14 protein-coding genes are annotated in these 14,746 nt (G+C 65.8%); 2 read left to right on the top strand and 12 right to left on the bottom strand.

The annotated features are described in order from the left end of the window. Positions 1–192: 192 nt before the first annotated feature. On the bottom strand, positions 193–765 hold the full coding sequence (locus ACWKV7_RS22885) for a hypothetical protein (RefSeq protein WP_483860012.1): 573 nt from the start codon (positions 763–765) through the stop codon (positions 193–195). A 529-nt stretch (positions 766–1,294) separates the two neighbouring features. Here ACWKV7_RS22885 and ACWKV7_RS22880 point away from each other — a divergent pair. Beyond that, positions 1,295–2,557 (top strand): dicarboxylate/amino acid:cation symporter, encoded by a 1,263-nt coding sequence (locus ACWKV7_RS22880; RefSeq protein WP_483860011.1) that lies wholly within the window; start codon positions 1,295–1,297, stop codon positions 2,555–2,557. A 14-nt stretch (positions 2,558–2,571) separates the two neighbouring features. Here the strand turns inward: ACWKV7_RS22880 and ACWKV7_RS22875 are convergent, their stop codons facing one another. The 3 genes from ACWKV7_RS22875 to ACWKV7_RS22865 form a co-directional block, all read right to left on the bottom strand. Continuing rightward, complete coding sequence (locus ACWKV7_RS22875) at positions 2,572–4,746, bottom strand: alginate lyase family protein (protein WP_483860010.1); 2,175 nt, start codon at positions 4,744–4,746, stop codon at positions 2,572–2,574. A 487-nt stretch (positions 4,747–5,233) separates the two neighbouring features. Further along, positions 5,234–5,608 (bottom strand): low molecular weight protein tyrosine phosphatase family protein, encoded by a 375-nt coding sequence (locus ACWKV7_RS22870; protein ID WP_483860009.1) that lies wholly within the window; start codon positions 5,606–5,608, stop codon positions 5,234–5,236. Then, positions 5,605–6,270 carry an SEL1-like repeat protein gene (locus ACWKV7_RS22865; protein WP_483860008.1) on the bottom strand — a complete coding sequence of 222 codons (666 nt, stop codon included), beginning with the start codon at positions 6,268–6,270 and terminating at the stop codon, positions 5,605–5,607. Before ACWKV7_RS22865 ends, ACWKV7_RS22870 begins: the two co-directional genes overlap by 4 nt. 259 nt (positions 6,271–6,529) lie before the next feature. Here ACWKV7_RS22865 and ACWKV7_RS22860 point away from each other — a divergent pair, with 259 nt between their 5' ends. Then, positions 6,530–6,916, top strand: coding sequence for a hypothetical protein (locus tag ACWKV7_RS22860; RefSeq protein ID WP_483860007.1), 387 nt, complete (start codon positions 6,530–6,532; stop codon positions 6,914–6,916). A gap of 9 nt (positions 6,917–6,925) precedes the next feature. Here the strand turns inward: ACWKV7_RS22860 and ACWKV7_RS22855 are convergent, their stop codons facing one another. From ACWKV7_RS22855 to ACWKV7_RS22820, 8 genes are all read right to left on the bottom strand, one after another. Beyond that, positions 6,926–8,362, bottom strand: a complete 1,437-nt coding sequence (locus ACWKV7_RS22855) for a sensor histidine kinase (protein ID WP_483860006.1) — start codon at positions 8,360–8,362, stop codon at positions 6,926–6,928. Continuing rightward, on the bottom strand, positions 8,362–9,021 hold the full coding sequence (locus ACWKV7_RS22850; RefSeq protein WP_483860005.1) for a response regulator: 660 nt from the start codon (positions 9,019–9,021) through the stop codon (positions 8,362–8,364). Before ACWKV7_RS22850 ends, ACWKV7_RS22855 begins: the two co-directional genes overlap by 1 nt. Positions 9,022–9,098: 77 nt before the next feature. Next, entirely contained in the window at positions 9,099–9,749 is a 651-nt protein-coding gene (locus ACWKV7_RS22845) for a tetratricopeptide repeat protein (RefSeq protein WP_483860004.1), read from the bottom strand. A gap of 16 nt (positions 9,750–9,765) precedes the next feature. Continuing rightward, complete coding sequence (locus ACWKV7_RS22840; RefSeq protein WP_483860003.1) at positions 9,766–10,557, bottom strand: SDR family oxidoreductase; 792 nt, start codon at positions 10,555–10,557, stop codon at positions 9,766–9,768. A gap of 10 nt (positions 10,558–10,567) precedes the next feature. Continuing rightward, on the bottom strand, positions 10,568–11,221 hold the full coding sequence (locus tag ACWKV7_RS22835; protein ID WP_483860002.1) for an iron-containing redox enzyme family protein: 654 nt from the start codon (positions 11,219–11,221) through the stop codon (positions 10,568–10,570). Positions 11,222–11,229: 8 nt separating this feature from the next. After that, entirely contained in the window at positions 11,230–12,690 is a 1,461-nt protein-coding gene (locus tag ACWKV7_RS22830; protein WP_483860001.1) for an AMP-binding protein, read from the bottom strand. Continuing rightward, positions 12,674–13,363 carry a thermostable hemolysin gene (locus ACWKV7_RS22825; RefSeq protein WP_483860000.1) on the bottom strand — a complete coding sequence of 230 codons (690 nt, stop codon included), beginning with the start codon at positions 13,361–13,363 and terminating at the stop codon, positions 12,674–12,676. Before ACWKV7_RS22825 ends, ACWKV7_RS22830 begins: the two co-directional genes overlap by 17 nt. 112 nt (positions 13,364–13,475) lie before the next feature. Then, positions 13,476–14,531 (bottom strand): NAD(P)H-dependent flavin oxidoreductase, encoded by a 1,056-nt coding sequence (locus ACWKV7_RS22820; RefSeq protein WP_483859999.1) that lies wholly within the window; start codon positions 14,529–14,531, stop codon positions 13,476–13,478. Between the last annotated feature and the right edge of the window lie 215 nt (positions 14,532–14,746).

Genomic DNA, 14,746 nt, shown 5'->3' with positions numbered 1-14,746 from the left:
CAGCCTCCAGTCGAGTACGAGAAGGCAACCGCCTGAAATCCCCTATTCGGGTGTCCACTAAAACTTGACCACGACAAGGTTCCTGAATAAGCATTGAGGTTTTTCTACAGCCTCAACGATTAAGCTAAGGGGCAGACAAAGCGAAGCTTTTGACTGTCCAGCGAACGAAGTGAGCGATAGTTGAGCGCATTGCTAGACCTCTGGCACAAGCTCGGGATGGCGATCTAAAACTGACACAGTTAATTCGTAAGCTATTTGACGAATGCAAGCCAGCTCAACTTTGTCGATTGGTTTAATGTTGTCATTGACCCCGACAGCATAGCCGATGGAATTTTGCCTGCTGAGAGCTGCATAAGTTGCGTCGATTTCAGGATCCACGTGAGCTCCCCCATCTGTATTGGCGACTGCCATGACGAGCATGCGTCGAGAGAACCTTGTGCCCTGCATATCAGTTAAAACAGCTTGGTTCCACCAGTCGGGAAACAAAACTTTCTTTGCGCGGGGCCAGCCTTCTGGTCGATGTCCCAGGAGTGGGTGATGCTTCCCGCTTAAAGTTAAGTCTTCATTGACCGTGATTTTGGTTTGGAGGAAAGCAAGGATGGCTTGTTTTTCTCCTTTCGCTATTGGAATTGCGGTATTTAAGAAACCAATTGACTTGAGGCCAAGCTGTGAGAATAAAGAGTGTGAGCTCTTCGTATCATGCAGCATCAGTCGAAGCGTTGCGGCAATACGCTTTGCCTCTGCCGTAAAGCCGGTGTCGTACACTGAGCATGATCGGCTGAGAAACTCAAATTGCTCTCGCAGGTGTGAGCGTAGTTCTGTTTTCGATTGCGGAACTCGTGCCATACGATTCTATGTGTAGGTCTAACTATAGTTAGGCGTCATTTGACGTATAAGACGCTGGAAGCGTCTGACGGATAAAATTCTTTCCACTACCGATTCGCTCTCTAGCCTGGGCCTTTTCGAGAGGCCCTGACTGTACAAGGGAGTTATACGTCATGGCGGGAAGGGCGCTCTGGTTGGGGAAGACGGTAGCCGAGAGCGTGGCGATTTGCCATGCGCATATGGCGCCTATCGTTCAGATCATTCCCCTGCGAGCATTCCCAGCAAGCGCCGCCCCAGCCTATGCCACTTACGCATACCCCACCGTAAATCGGCATTGGTCGGCGTTCTCCGTTTCCCGCAGATTGCACCGCGCCGGCCCTCCTGGGGCTGGTCTTGCGGTCATCGGCTTGCGTGGGCCGATGCGGGGCCCCGCTGTGGGCCGATCACAACAATAACGGACGAAAGCACTATGACTCAGCAGACAACGACCCTGGGCGCGCCGCTGCGCCTGTGGGGCAGCCTTGCGCTTTGGCAGCGGATTCTCATCGGGTTGGCCCTGGGCATCGGTATGGGGTGGATCTTCAAGGCGGATGCCCAGGTGCTGGCGCCGGTCGGCAGTCTGTTCCTGGCGGGGATCAAGATGTTGATCGTGCCGCTGGTGTTCGTCTCTCTGGTGGCCGGTATCACGGCGATGGCCGATAGCCGCAAGCTGGGCCGGATCAGCGCCAAGACCATCGCCATCTATCTAGTGACCACCGCCTTCGCGGTGAGCATCGGTTTGTTGTTCGGCGCCCTGTTCACGCCCGGCGAGGGCATGCAGATGGTCGCCAGCGGCGAGCAGGAGGCCAAGGCCGCGCCTTCGCTGGTGAGCATTCTGGTGGGGTTGGTGCCTACCAACCCGGTGGCCGCCTTCGCCGAGGGCAACATCTTGCAGATCATCGTGTTCGCCATCGCCCTCGGGGTCAGCCTGAATCTGGTGGGCGAGAAGGGGCGGCCGGCGGTGAAGGTCTTCGACAGCCTGGCCGAGGCGCTGTACAAGCTCACCGATCTGATCATGGGCCTGGCGCCCTACGGCGTGTTTGCGCTGACCGCCGTTGTGGTCGGCCAGCACGGGCCGGAGGTGCTGTTGCCGCTGGCCGGGGTGATCGGGGTGATCTACCTGGCCAGCGTGACCCATGTGCTGCTGGTCTACGGCGGCCTGATCGGCGTGCTCGCCCGGCTCAGCCCGCTGCGCTTCTTCCAGGGCATCGCGCCGGCTTTGGCGGTGGCGTTCAGCACCTCGAGCAGCGCCGGCACCCTGCCGGTTTCCATCGATTGCGCGCGCAAGAATCTGGGCGTGTCGGAAGGGGTGGCGGGCTTCGTGCTGCCGGTGGGGGCGACCATCAACATGGACGGCACGGCGATCTACCAGGGCGTGCTGGCGCTGTTCATCGCCCAGGCGTTCGGCATCGATCTGAACGCCAGCCAGTACCTGATGATCATCCTCACCGCCACCCTGGCCTCGATAGGCACGGCGGGCATTCCCGGCGCCGGCCTGATCATGCTGGGCATGGTGCTGACCTCCGTGGGCCTGCCGCTGGAGGGCGTGGCGCTGATCGCGGGGATCGACCGCATCCTCGACATGTGCCGCACCACGGTCAACGTCGCCGGCGACCTGATGACCACCACCCTGGTCGGTCGCAGCGAGAAGGAGCTGGACGTCGAGGTGTACACCCGCTCGAACGCGCAATAACCGACCGGCGGGCGTTACCGGGCGGGTAGCTCGAAACGCCCGAGGTGTCCCTTCCAGTCCCATTGCGCCCCGCCGTAGTCGATACGGTGGGGCGTTTGCGCGTCGGTGCTGTCGGCCAGCGCCAGCAGTTCCCGCCGGCCGTCCCGCCATTCGATGACGATCAGGTCCGTCGCCACCTGGCGGCTGTGTTCGAGCGCGGCGATGCGGCTGCGGCTGTCAGTCACGGCCTCGCTTTCCGGGTCGTAGCTCCCGTGGGGTTCCAGCAGGGAGACGAAGGTGGCGTCGGCGGCGCCGGCCTGGCGCTGGATCACCACCGGCTCGCGGCGCAGATTGAAGTGCGGGTCGTTGGCGCCGCTTTCGGCCAGGATGATCTGCGCGTTTTCCGGCAGCAGCATGCGGTAGCTGTAGAAGCGCTCGCCGTTCATCCAGGTCAGGGTGGCGGCGCCGGCCTGGGGCGTGCCGATGGCGTCGACCCACAGGTGCTGGTAGCCGTTGGCCTGGCCGAGCACGGGGCGGCTGCTGGGGTGGGATTGCAGCGCAAAGCCGATGTCTATCAGGTGGCCGGCGTAGTGCAGCGGCAGGTCGTATTGCGCCGGTTGCTCGCCCTCGACGCGCAGCAGGTCCAGCACCAGCGGGGCGGGGCTGCCGGCGACGTCGAGCTGCACCAGGCTGCGGCGCCAGCGCACGCCGGGGTAGGCGCCGGTCATCTCGGCGGTGCTGGCGCGGGTGCGGTCGTCGACGACGAAGGCCAATTGCCGCGGGGCGCGGCTCTCGCCGAGCTGCCAGTCGCCGCCGAAGTGGCTGGTCTCGTTCACCACCAGGGTGTTGTGGGCGACGCTCTGCTTGGCCCAGCTTTCGTTCTCCGGCAGGTAGCGGCCGCCGTTCTTGGCCTCGATGTTGAGAAAGCGCGCCGCGCCGTAGTCGGTCACCAGCGGCTTGCCGTTGTCGTAGAGCAGCCAGCCGAGCTTGTCGAAGTGGCCGTGGCCCATGCCCTGGGCGCTGTTCTTCGCCACCAGGGTCTGCTCGCCGGAGCGCAGGATGGCGACGGCACCGCGCTTTCCCTCGGGACCGTCGCGCAGCAGCAGGGAGGTGAACGGGAAGGGCCGCTCCCGCGCCGCCGCCAGGTCGCGGGCCACCTGCAGGCCCTCCGGGGTCAGCGGCACGCGGCCCTGCCAGCGGGCGATGGCCAGCAGGCCGGGGTCGCCGCTGTGGGCGTAGCCGATGGCGACCGCGTGGTACAGCTCGTCGGTGCGCAGGCTCTTGTCCGGCATGGCGTCGTTGAGCGGGAAGAAGTAGCCGTCGTGGGTCAGCTGGATGCTGGTGCGGATGGCTTTGAGCAGGATGCCGTCGCGGTAGGCGAAGATCTGCCGCCGCGGCTCGTTGAGGTCGATGGCCTGGGCGAAGACGACGAAGGGCAGCAGGGCGTAGCGCTGGTAGTAGGGGCCTTCCGAGTAGTAGCCGTCCGGCGAGAAGAGCAGGTCGAGCTGGCGCAGGAAGCCGCTGCGGCCATCCTTGGCCAGGCCCTTGAGGGCGCGCTCCACGTAGTCCCGTTCGCCGAGCACGTAGCCGGTCATGCCGACCGCGGCGGTGGCCCAGGTGGCGTGGTTGTGGATCAGGTCGAAGGTCTGCGGCTGGCCTTCGGAGAGGAAGCTGGCCATCGGGCGGAACAGCTTTTCTTCCAGCAGTTGGCGTTCGTCCAGCGGCAGGGTGGCGCGGATGGCGTCGTAGCCCTGGATGGCATGCACCAGCCAGACGCTCTCGTTGAGGCTCTGCCAGAACAACCGGCCCGGCGCGCTGCTGGCGGCGGCCGGGTGGCGGCCCAGGGACGGGTAGAGCTCGGCGTAGGCCAGCAGCAGCTCGCGGGCATGTTCGGCATAGGCCGGTTCGCCGGTGATGCGGTAGAGCAGCCCGGCCTCGTAAAGGGTGCGGTAGTTGCGCTTGTGCTGCTCGTGGCTCGGTCCGCCACCCGGATCGGTGGGGTAGGGCACCTGGATACCGGCGCGGCGGGCTTCTTCGAAGTCGGCCTTGGCTCGCTGCAGTTCGTCGGAGAACAGCGGGTAGGTCATGGCCTGGGCGGTCGGGATCGGCCACGCATCGGTCTTGAACAACACTGGCGCGGTCGCGGCCGGCAGGGGGCTCGAACAGATCAGCATGATCGTCAGACCGAACAGGATGCGCCTAATTTCCATGAATTCCCCTCTCCTTTTTGCCAGTGCCGCTGCGCATGGACTGCGTGTTGGGCGATGCGTTCAGCGGTTGGGGATTTATTTGGTGCTGTGCGTTTGGTCGGTAGAGGTGACTTGCTGAGGCTCGGATTCGCTTTCTGCTTGCACTGGGCTTTAGCAGGAAGCGTCCGCGCTGCTCGCCCCTGGGTACCGACCTACGTCGGTACGACGGGTTTGGGTGGGCCTGCTTGTAGCCCGAATAAGCGTCAGCGCAATCCGGGGCGCGCTTCCCGGATTGCACCGCGTTCCGCGGCTGATCCGGGCTACGGTGTGCCCATTAGGCTGGGAGCCTCCGCGCTGCCTGCCCCTGGGTACCGACCTGCGTCGGTACGACGGGTTTGGGAGGGCCAGTGGCTTGGTGGCTCCGGTGTTGCTTGAGGGCGATTGCCTGCGTACGGCTGTGACTGTGCCCTAGGCTAGGTACTGGCTTGGATGAGGACGGTTGGAGAGCTTAGGTAAGGTCAGTCGTTTTTTCGCACTGCGCTACGGCAGCTGGCAGAAAGCGGCTTACCTTGGACTCAAGCAGACGGACCAGAACCGGGTCCATGAAGTCATACTCGTCCGGGATATCCAGACAGATGATTCGCTGAGCCTTGATGTGGCGTTTGAACTTGGCGCCCAGCTTGTTTCTGTGTGCTTTCTCCATCACGAAGATCAGCTCCGCCCACTCCAGCAGCTCCGGTGTGAGCGGATTTTCCGCGTCGTTGTTCAGCCCTGCCGAAGAGCATTCAATCCCCGGATGGTTGGCGAAGATCTGTTCGGCGGTTGGGCTGCGCAGGCGGTTCTGGCTGCAAATGAACAGAACATGCTTTGCTTGGTTATTCATGGAGCACTCTTCTCTTCTGAAATCAAACCAGCCTCTACCGCTATCTCACGAAGCAGTTGTTTCTGAAGAGCGTCGGCATGGGTACATGCGGAGTCGTGCAGGCCGTATCTGCAGGACTTTCTCAGCGCTGCGATGGCGAAATGAATGTCTTTTGGTACGCCTTGCCCTTTGCTCAGTTGCAGCCCATACATCGTGCAAGCCCAAGGATCATCGGCCGCACATCCCTTGGAAAATGTTCTGACTGAACAGAGATGTACGGAAGCGTTTTCCCCATTATCACTCAGCATGCCAGCAGCTCTATTGGTACAGCCAGAAACGACACCAAGCCGGCAGGAGCGCTGGAAAAGCACCTCGGCAGCCAGTTGTTCGCCATGGTTCGCCTGGATTTCTTGAGCGAGCCAGTAGCACGCGTTTGCTGATTCAGCCATGCATTCGTTGAAACAGCGCTCTAGGCGCCCTGGGGCGCACGGATTCTGTTCCGACTGGGTCTGTAATTCGTAAGAAGGGACGAAGTCGGCAGGGCATTGCTCGGTATCCGCCACCCATTCATTCATCCCAAGGGCTTGTTGTGTGACGGCTTGTATGGAGGTGGACTCGGCGTGCAATTGAGCATTGGCTAGCAATGCCACGGAGGCAAAGAAACAGCGGAGGAGAGTGTGCATTGGGGCAGTCCATTAGAGCGCATCAGCGGGCTGGTTTCGCAGAAATCGTGGTGCACCGCAAGAAAGGACTCACCTGGCTGCATTCCTTTGCTCTTGGCTCACGGCCCGCGAGAGTAGTGGTACGGGATGAGCGTGGCAAGCGCCCGGATAGCACCGTGTTCCGCTGTTCATCCTGGCTAGGTCTGCCGGCGAGCCCCGATTGCAGCCATTACCCCGTGCGCCCAAACTAGCCGCCCTACCTTCACCCGCGGAGATTCCCGTGTCCCACCCCGCCGATCTGTCCCGCCAAGCCACCCTCGCCCACCCCGATGCCCAGGACTGCACGCTCTACCGCCCCGACCCGAAGGATGCGGACGCCGAGGAGCAGGACCTCGGCGATGCGCGCATTCTCATCGTCGGTGCCTTCCAGCCCCCGGCGGACTGGGATGCTCGCGAGCGTGAGGACTATTTCGGCGACGACGATCCAGCGGCCTTCGTCGTGGCCCATATCGCCTGTGAGGCGGAGCCGGGCAGCAAGGCTTATTGCGAGGCCGAGGCCGGCGACTACGTGGCGGTGATGGCGGGGCTGGAGGTGATCATGTTCTATGTGCACGAGCGTGGCGAAGGTGGCGCCTATGTACTGATTCGCGACGACGAACAGGACTGAGAGTAGCGACTAGGCCGTGTTGCGCGGCAGCGTAACCCTTACTTCCAGCCCGCCCAGCGGCGAGTCGAGCAGTTCGATGCTGCCGCGATGCAGCTCGACCACCCGCGCGACGATGGACAGGCCCAGGCCCGCGCCGAGGCCCTCGCCCTGGCGGAAGAAACGCTCGAACAGCTTGCCGCGCAGGTCCGCCGGCACGCCGGGGCCGCTGTCTTGCACGTGCAGGGTGATGGCCTCCGGCCGGGCTTCCAGACGTACCTGGATCTGTCCGCCCTCGGGGGTGTATTGCACGGCGTTGCTGACCAGGTTCTGCAGCAGCGTGGCCAGGCTCGGCGCGTCGCCCTTGAGGTGCGCATCGGCGCCGTCGGCGATCTCCAGGGTCAGCTCCTGATGGCGGGCCAGGGCCAGCGGCGTGAGTTCGGCCAGCTCGTCCCGCAGCAGGGCGTGCAGGTCCAGTTCGGTCATGGCCAGTTGCGCGGCGCTGGGTTCCAGGCGGGCCAGGGTAAGCAACTGGGCGACCACCCGAGTGGCCCGCTCGACGCCGCTGCCGAGGTGGCGTAGGGCATCGTCGCGCTCCTGCGCGTCGCGGGCTTCCAGGGCGTTCTGTGCATGGATGCGCAGCACCGCCAGTGGCGTGCGCAGTTCATGGGCAGCGTCGGCGAGAAAGCGCTTCTCGCGCTCCAGCAGGTCGGTGACCTGGGCCAGCAGGCGGTTGAGCGAGGCGGCCATCGGCTCCAGTTCCTGCGGCAGCGGCGCCAGCAGCAGCGGGTCGAGGTTGTCCGGATCGCGGGTCTTCAACAGCTGCACCATGCGCGCCAGCGGACGCAGGCCCCAGCCGACCGCCAGCCACACCAGCAGGGCCAGCAGCGGCAGGCCGAGCAGGTCGGGCAGCAGGCTGCGCATGGCGATGTTCTCGACCAGCTCGCCGCGCACGTCTTCGCGCTCGCCCACCAGTATCCACAGGTCGTCGCGCGAGTCGTGCAGCATGAACAGGCGCCAGCGATAGCCACCGATGGAGATGTCGTGATAGCCGATCAGGCGCTCGCCGAGGGCCGACAGGCGGGCCGACTTGGAGCGATCCCCGGTCAGCCGGTCGAGTGCACCGAGCGGGGCGCTGGCCGACTGCAGCAGCGCCTGGCCCCGGTCGTCGAAAACCTGGAAGCCCAGCTTGCTCTCGTAGGGGTGGCCGCGGTTGCTGGCCTCGTCGTCGGCATAGCGCTGCAAACTGACCGCTTCGTCCAGCGCCGCTTGCAACTGCTGGCGTCCGTGCTCGTCCATGTCGTGGCTGACCATGCCTTGCAGCAGGCGCGCGCTCTGCGCCAACTGGGCATCGAACAATTCTTCGATCTCGTGCTGGGCGTCGCGATAGCTCTTGTAGGAGAGCACGCTCAGGGAAATGCCGAGCAGGCCCAGCACCAGTACCAGGGTGCGACTGCGGATCGAGCGCATCAGGCTTTGTCCACCAGGTAGCCGACGCCGCGCACGGTGCGGATCAGCTCGGGGAAGAACTTCTTGCGCAGGTGATGGATGTGCACTTCCAGGGCGTTGCTTTCGACTTCCTCGTCCCAGCCGTAGAGCGCCTGTTGCAGTTTGTCGCGGGTCAGCACGCGGCCCGGTTGGGCGAGCAGTTCGTGCAGCAGGAGGAATTCCTTGCGCGGCAGGTTGACCGGTTTGCCGCGATAGCTGACCTGCTGGTTCACCGGGTCGAGCTGGATCTCGCGGTATTCCAGCGCCGGTTGCGGCCGGTTGAAGCTGCGCCGCAGCAAGGCGCGCAGGCGGGCCTTGAGTTCGGCGACGTCGAACGGCTTGATCAGGTAGTCATCGGCGCCGGCGTCGAGCCCGGCGATGCGGTCGCTGGTGGCGTCGCGCGCGGTGAGCACCAGCACCGGCACCGGGTTGGCCGCCGCCCGCAGGCGCTTGAGCACTTCCAGGCCGTCCATGCGCGGCAGGCCGAGGTCGAGGATGGCCAGCTCGAAGCTCTCGTGGCTCAGCGCGTGCAGGGCGCTGGCGCCGTCCTTGAGCCAGTCGACGGTGTAGCCTTCGGGTTTGAGTGCGGTGCGAATGCCTTCGCCCAGGGCGGGGTCGTCTTCTACCAGCAGAATGCGCATGGGGAATCCTGTCGATCATTGACAAGCGCCGCCTGGCGGGCGGCGCGGGTGCTGACATTCAAGCCTGTGGCGGCGGCTTATTCCAGCTCCTTCTCGACCTCGGCGAGCAGCTTGCGCGCTTCGGCGCGGCGGCCGGCGTCGGCGCTGGCGCGGCCGGGGCGGTCGGCTGCGGCCAGGGCCTTTTCCAGGGCCACGCGGGCTTCGGCGTAGCGACCCTGGCGTTGCAGGTAGTCACCGTAGAAGTAGTTGGGGTCGATGCCGTTGGGGTTGATCGCCAGGGCCTGCTTGAGCATCTGCTCGGCCTTTGCCTTGTCGCCGAAGCCGATGGGCCAGCCGGGGACCTGGTAGTAGAGGCTGCCGAGGCTGGTATAGGCCGAGCCGTCGAGGGCCTTGGCGTCGAGCTGCTGGGCTTGTTCCAGGCTGGCCTTGGCCTGCTTGACCAGGCCGAGGGCGCCGAGCCCGCCCTTGGCGCCGGCCCAGGTGCTCAGGATGATGCCGTGCCAGATGTGCAGCTCGGCGGCTTGCGGCTCCTCGGCTACGGCCTTTTCCGCCTGGCTGGCGAGGTCGGCGAAGGCCGCCTCGCGCTGCTTCTGCGGCGTCTGGTAGTTGATTTCGGCCCAGCGGCTTTGCAGTTGCTGCAGGTGTTGCTGGCCGCTGTCGCTGAGGGCGAAGGCGGGCAGGCTGATGACGGCGAGCAGGGCAAGGCACAGGCGTTGCAGGTGGTTCATCGGATGGTTCTCCAGGTCAGGAACGGTGGCGGGCGAAGCGCTGGATGATGGGCAACTGCTTGCGCAGCGCCTGGTCGACCACCCGCGGCAACAGGCTGTTGAGGCGCACGAAGAGCTTTTCCGGCCAGCCCAGGTAGAGTTCTTCGCGCTCGTCGCGGATGGCGCGGGCAATCTGTGCGGCGACGGTCTGCGGGTCGTCCATCTCGACCTTCAGTTCGTCGTTCATTGCCACCACGTGGTCCGCGTTCATGCCGGTGCGGGTGGCGCGCGGGGCGATGTAGAGCACCTTGATGCGGCTGTCGGCCAGCTCCCGTCGCAGGGCTTCGGAGAAGCCGCGCAGGGCGAACTTGCTGGCGCAATAGGCGGTGAACCCCGGATAGCCGATGGAGCCGAAGGTGGAGCCGAGGTTGACCAGCAACGCCTGCGATTGCTGGCGCAGCAGCGGTAGCAGGCGGTGGCTGAGTTGCAGGGTGGCGGTGACGTTGAGGTCGATCAGCCGGGCGATGGCGGCCTCATCCTGCTGTTCCAGCAGACCGAACTGGTTGACCCCGGCGGCATTGATCAAGCAGTTGAGACCGCCGAACTGGCGGGCGGCGGCGACCACCGCATCGCGGTCGGCGGCCTGGCGCAGGTCCGCGCGCACCAGGCTGATCTGGGTCGGGTAGCGCTGGGCCAGGGTGTCGAGGGCTGCACTCTGCCTGCCGACCAGCAGCAGCCGTGCCCCGCCGGCGCAGAGCTGCTCGACCAGGGCCTGGCCGATGCCGCCGCTGGCGCCGGTGAGCAGGGCGCGACATTCGCTAAGGCGCATGGCGTTCTCCTCAGGCAGACAGCGGCAGGCTGCGGAACAGGTCGCCATACAGGCGGTAGACCACCCTGGCGGTATGCACCACGGCGGCTTTGTCGTCGTCGTTGTCGAGGCGGTTCATCAGTTTCTTGAAGAACTCGATGTGCTCGATGTCCAGGCTGCCGTGGGAGGTCAGGTAGCTGAACGCCTGGGGCGGCAGGCGCAGCTTGTCCTGGATGATGCCGGCGGCCTGGGTGGCCAGGGCGATGCTGGTGCCTTCCAGCACGTTGACCATGCCGAAGAAGCTCACCGGGTTGTGGCGGGCGATGCGGTCATAGACGTAGGCGACCATCAACTCGGTGGGCAGGTTGGGTGTGCCGGCGCGCACTGCCTCGGGGTCGGCGCCGCAGGCGCGGATGTCGTTGAGAATCCACTCCTGGTGGCCGTATTCCTCCTCGATGTATTCGGCGATGGCCTCGCGCAGCCACTCCAGCCGTTCCGGCAGGCGCGCGCCGCAGGCCATCAGCAGCGGCACGGTGTGCTTGACGTGGTGATAGGCCTGGGTGAGGAAAGCGACGTAGCTGTCCAGGTTGACGCTGCCGGTCATCGCCTGCTGGATGATCGGTGCGGCAAGCAGGTAGTCGCGCTCGGTGCTGGTCTGTTGTTGCAACTGGTCGAAGAAGTCCATGGGCGTCCTCAGTGGGTGGGGGCAGTCGTCAGGGCCTCGATGGCCTCGCGGTAGTGGGCAAGCAGGGCGGCGCGGCGCAGCCGGCCGTTGGCGGTGGCCAGGCCGTTTTCCGCGCTGAAGGGCCGTTCGGCACGTAGCCAGTGATGCACGCGGGCGTAGTCGGGCAGGCCGCGGTTGACCTGTGCCACCGCCTCGGCGAGTTCGGCGTCGGCGGTGTTGGCGAAGCGCGGCACCAGCACGGCGACGTTCTCGGCCAGCGCCTCGCCATGCAGCCAGGCCTGGGCGATGGGCAGTTGCTGGACCAGTTCGGCCTCGACCCATTCCGGGTTGACGTTGCGCCCATAGGCGGTGACGAACTGATGCTTCTTGCGCCCGTGCAGGACCAGGAAGCCGTCTTCGAAATGGCCCAGATCGCCGGTGGCCAGCCAGGCGTCACGCAGCGGCGCTTCGCCCAGATAACCGAGCATGCGCGCGCCGCGCACCATTACCTCGCCATCGGCAGCCAGGCGCACCTCGGCGTGGGCCAGCGGCGTGCCGACCGTACCGATGCGCCGTGCCAGGGGCGTGTTCAGGCAAACCACCGAGGCGCATTCGGACAGGCCGTAGCCCTCGAACACCGGCAGCCCGAGCGCTTCGGCGCGCTCCAGCAACTGCGGCGCGACGCGGCCGCCGCCGACGGCGATGAAGCGCAGCGAGGGAGGCAGTGGCAGGCCGCGCTCGGCGGCGCTGACCAGCGCCAGCAGCAGTTGCGGCAGCAGGATCAGGCTGTGCGGCTGGCTGGCGTTGAGGCTGGTGAGAAAGCGCATCAGGTCGAAGCCGCTGGCGCCGGTCAGGCCGATTTCCGCCAGCGGACGCAGTTCGACGATGATTCCGGCCAGCAGTGGGGCATAGATCCCGGCGAGGTTTTCCAGCAGGGTGGCCAGTGGCAGCACGCAGAGATGGCGCTCCACCTGGCAGGGCAGGCTGGCCTGCCAGAGGCTGGCGGCGACGGTGAGCTGAGCGTCGGCATCCAGGCACACGCCCTTCGGCTGGCCAGTGGTGCCGGAGGTGTAGGTGATCTTCAGGGTGCCGGCCGGTACCTCCGGCACCCGCGCCGGTTGCCGCTGCAGCAGGCCGGGGCGGCTTTGCTCGAAGCCGCAGGCGTCGGTCAGTTGGTTGGCCTCGCCGATCAGGCAATCGACGCCGGCGCTGTCCAGCACATGGCGCTGCTGGCTGGCGGAGAAGAAGCCCGGCAATGGCACGCAGATCAGTTCGGCGCGCAGCAGGGCCAGGTCCCAGAGCGCCCAGTCCAGGCCGTTGTCCAAGGCCAGGGCGACCCGTCGCGCGCCCAGCTCGCGCAGGATTGCCATGCGCTCGGCGACCTCGGCGAGCAACTCGGCATAGCTCAGATGGCGCCCGCCCTGGCTTAGCGCAAGGCGCTCGCCATGGTTTTCCAGCGCCTGCCAGAAGCCCTCAGCTACAGGCGACATGGGGCATCTCTCCCTCGGCGAACAGCGGTTGGTAGCCCAGGCGCGGGTAGACGCCGGCCTGCAATAGGCGTTGGTATCCGCCGAGGATTTCCCCAGCCATCACCTGTGGCCGGCTGGCGTAGTAGCTGCCCCAGTCGGCCAACTCCTCGCCCATGCGCGCCGGGTCGGCATGGCCCAGCGGCAAGGGGTTCAGGCCCAGGCGTTGGAAGCTGTTGAGCAGCGTCGGGGTGCCGGTGAAGGTCACCCAGCGAAAACCCTGGGCCACCAGCAGATCGGCCAGGGCGACGATCAGCAGGCGCGAGGCGCCGGCACCGAGGGCGGCCAGGTTGCCGACCTCGACGATCTGCTCGCGGGGTATCTGCTGGCCATGGTTGGTCGCGATGGCCTGTTCGATGGGCTCGTCCAGGTAGCGTTCGAGAAACAGCGGCCGGCTTTGCGCGCTGCGCAGGCCGACCGCGCCCTGGACCTCGCCGGCATCGTTCTCCAGGCCCAGCAGGCAGGGCATGAAGTGACGGATGCGCGCCTGATAGTGCTCGGCGAAGCGTGTACGGATGAAGGTTTCCAGCGCCGCCCGGCGTTCGCCGTGGTGGGCTTGGGCCAGTCGCAGGGTAAGCGGGCGGTCGCGACCAATGCGCGCCAGCGGTCCGTCTTGATGCACCCAGGGCAGTTCCATCGGGGAACCTCGGTTGATGAGCCTGGGGGCATTCTTGGGGGGCGGGCTTAACTCAACATTAAGGAAGGGAAGTCGGCCTGCCGGCGAATGCGGCAGGCCGACAGCGGTGCACTCAGCTCAGGCCCCTGGCCAACTGCAGGGTCAGTTCGGCAGCACCCACGGCCTGGCAGCCGCTGGCGTTCTGCCCGCACCAGAGCGGCGAGAAGTCGCCGCTGCCCTGGCTTTCCGCCTTGGCCCGCAGCGGGGCGAGGGCGGCGCTGGCCAGGGGGAAGGTCGGCACTTCGGTGGCCAGCGGCCCCTGCTCGCGCATCAGCCGGTTGACGATGCCGCGAGCCGGGCGGCCGCTGAACAGGTTGGTGATGGCGGTATGACCAGCCGCCGGGCTTTGCAGGGCGGCGCGGTGCACGGCGCTGGTGGTGGCCTCCGGGCACAGCAGGTAGGCACTGCCTACCTGCACGCCGGCCGCGCCCAGGGCCATGGCGGCGGCCACGCCCTGGGCATCGGCGATGCCGCCGGCGGCGATCACCGGCACCTGCACCGCGCGAACCAGCTGCGGCAGCAGGGCGAAGGTGCCGGCCTGGCGGCTGAGGTCCTCACTGAGGAAATTCCCGCGATGGCCGCCGGCTTCCAGACCCTGGGCGATGATCGCGTCGGCGCCGTGGGCTTCCAGCCACAGGGCTTCTTCCAGCGTGGTCGCCGAGGCGAGCACCTTCGCGCCCCACTGGCGCACCCGTTGCAACAGCTCGGGCGCGGGCAGGCCGAAGTGGAAGCTCACCACCCGCGGGCGGAAGTCGTCCAGCAGGTCGGCCAGTTCGGCGCTGAAGGGCGCGCGGGCCGGGGCATTGACGCTGGCTGCCGGGTCCAGGCCGAGTTCGGTGTAGTAGGGCGCCAGGCGCTCGCGCCAGCGCATCTCCGCCGCCGCGTCCGGCGTGGGCGGGGTATGGCAGAAGAAGTTCAGGTTGATCGGGCGTTCGCCAAGGCTGCGCAGCTTGTCCAGTTCGCCGCGCAGTGCGTCCTGGCCAAGCATGGCGCAGGGCAGCGAGCCGAGGCCGCCGGCATTGGCCACGGCGATGGCCAGGCGGCTGTCCTGCACGCCGGCCATGGGTGCCTGGATGATTGGCAGGTCGACGCCGAGCAGGTCTTGCAGGCGGTTCGGGATAGTGGGCATGGCGCTTCCTCCTTGATGATGCGATTACCTGTAGGGGCGAATTTATTCGCCTTGCATGACTCGTTGGGCTTCGTCGCTGCGCTCCTCAACCGCAACCTACAATGCGCGTCGTAGGTTGCGGTTGAGCGAAGCGAAGCCCAACGCCGACGACATAGCCAAAGGCAAATAAATTCGCCCCTACAGAAATAAAAAACCGGCTCATGTGAGCCGGTTTC

The organism is Zestomonas ipomoeae, assembly GCF_057128665.1.
This window is presented reverse-complemented; position numbering and strand designations above follow the sequence as displayed.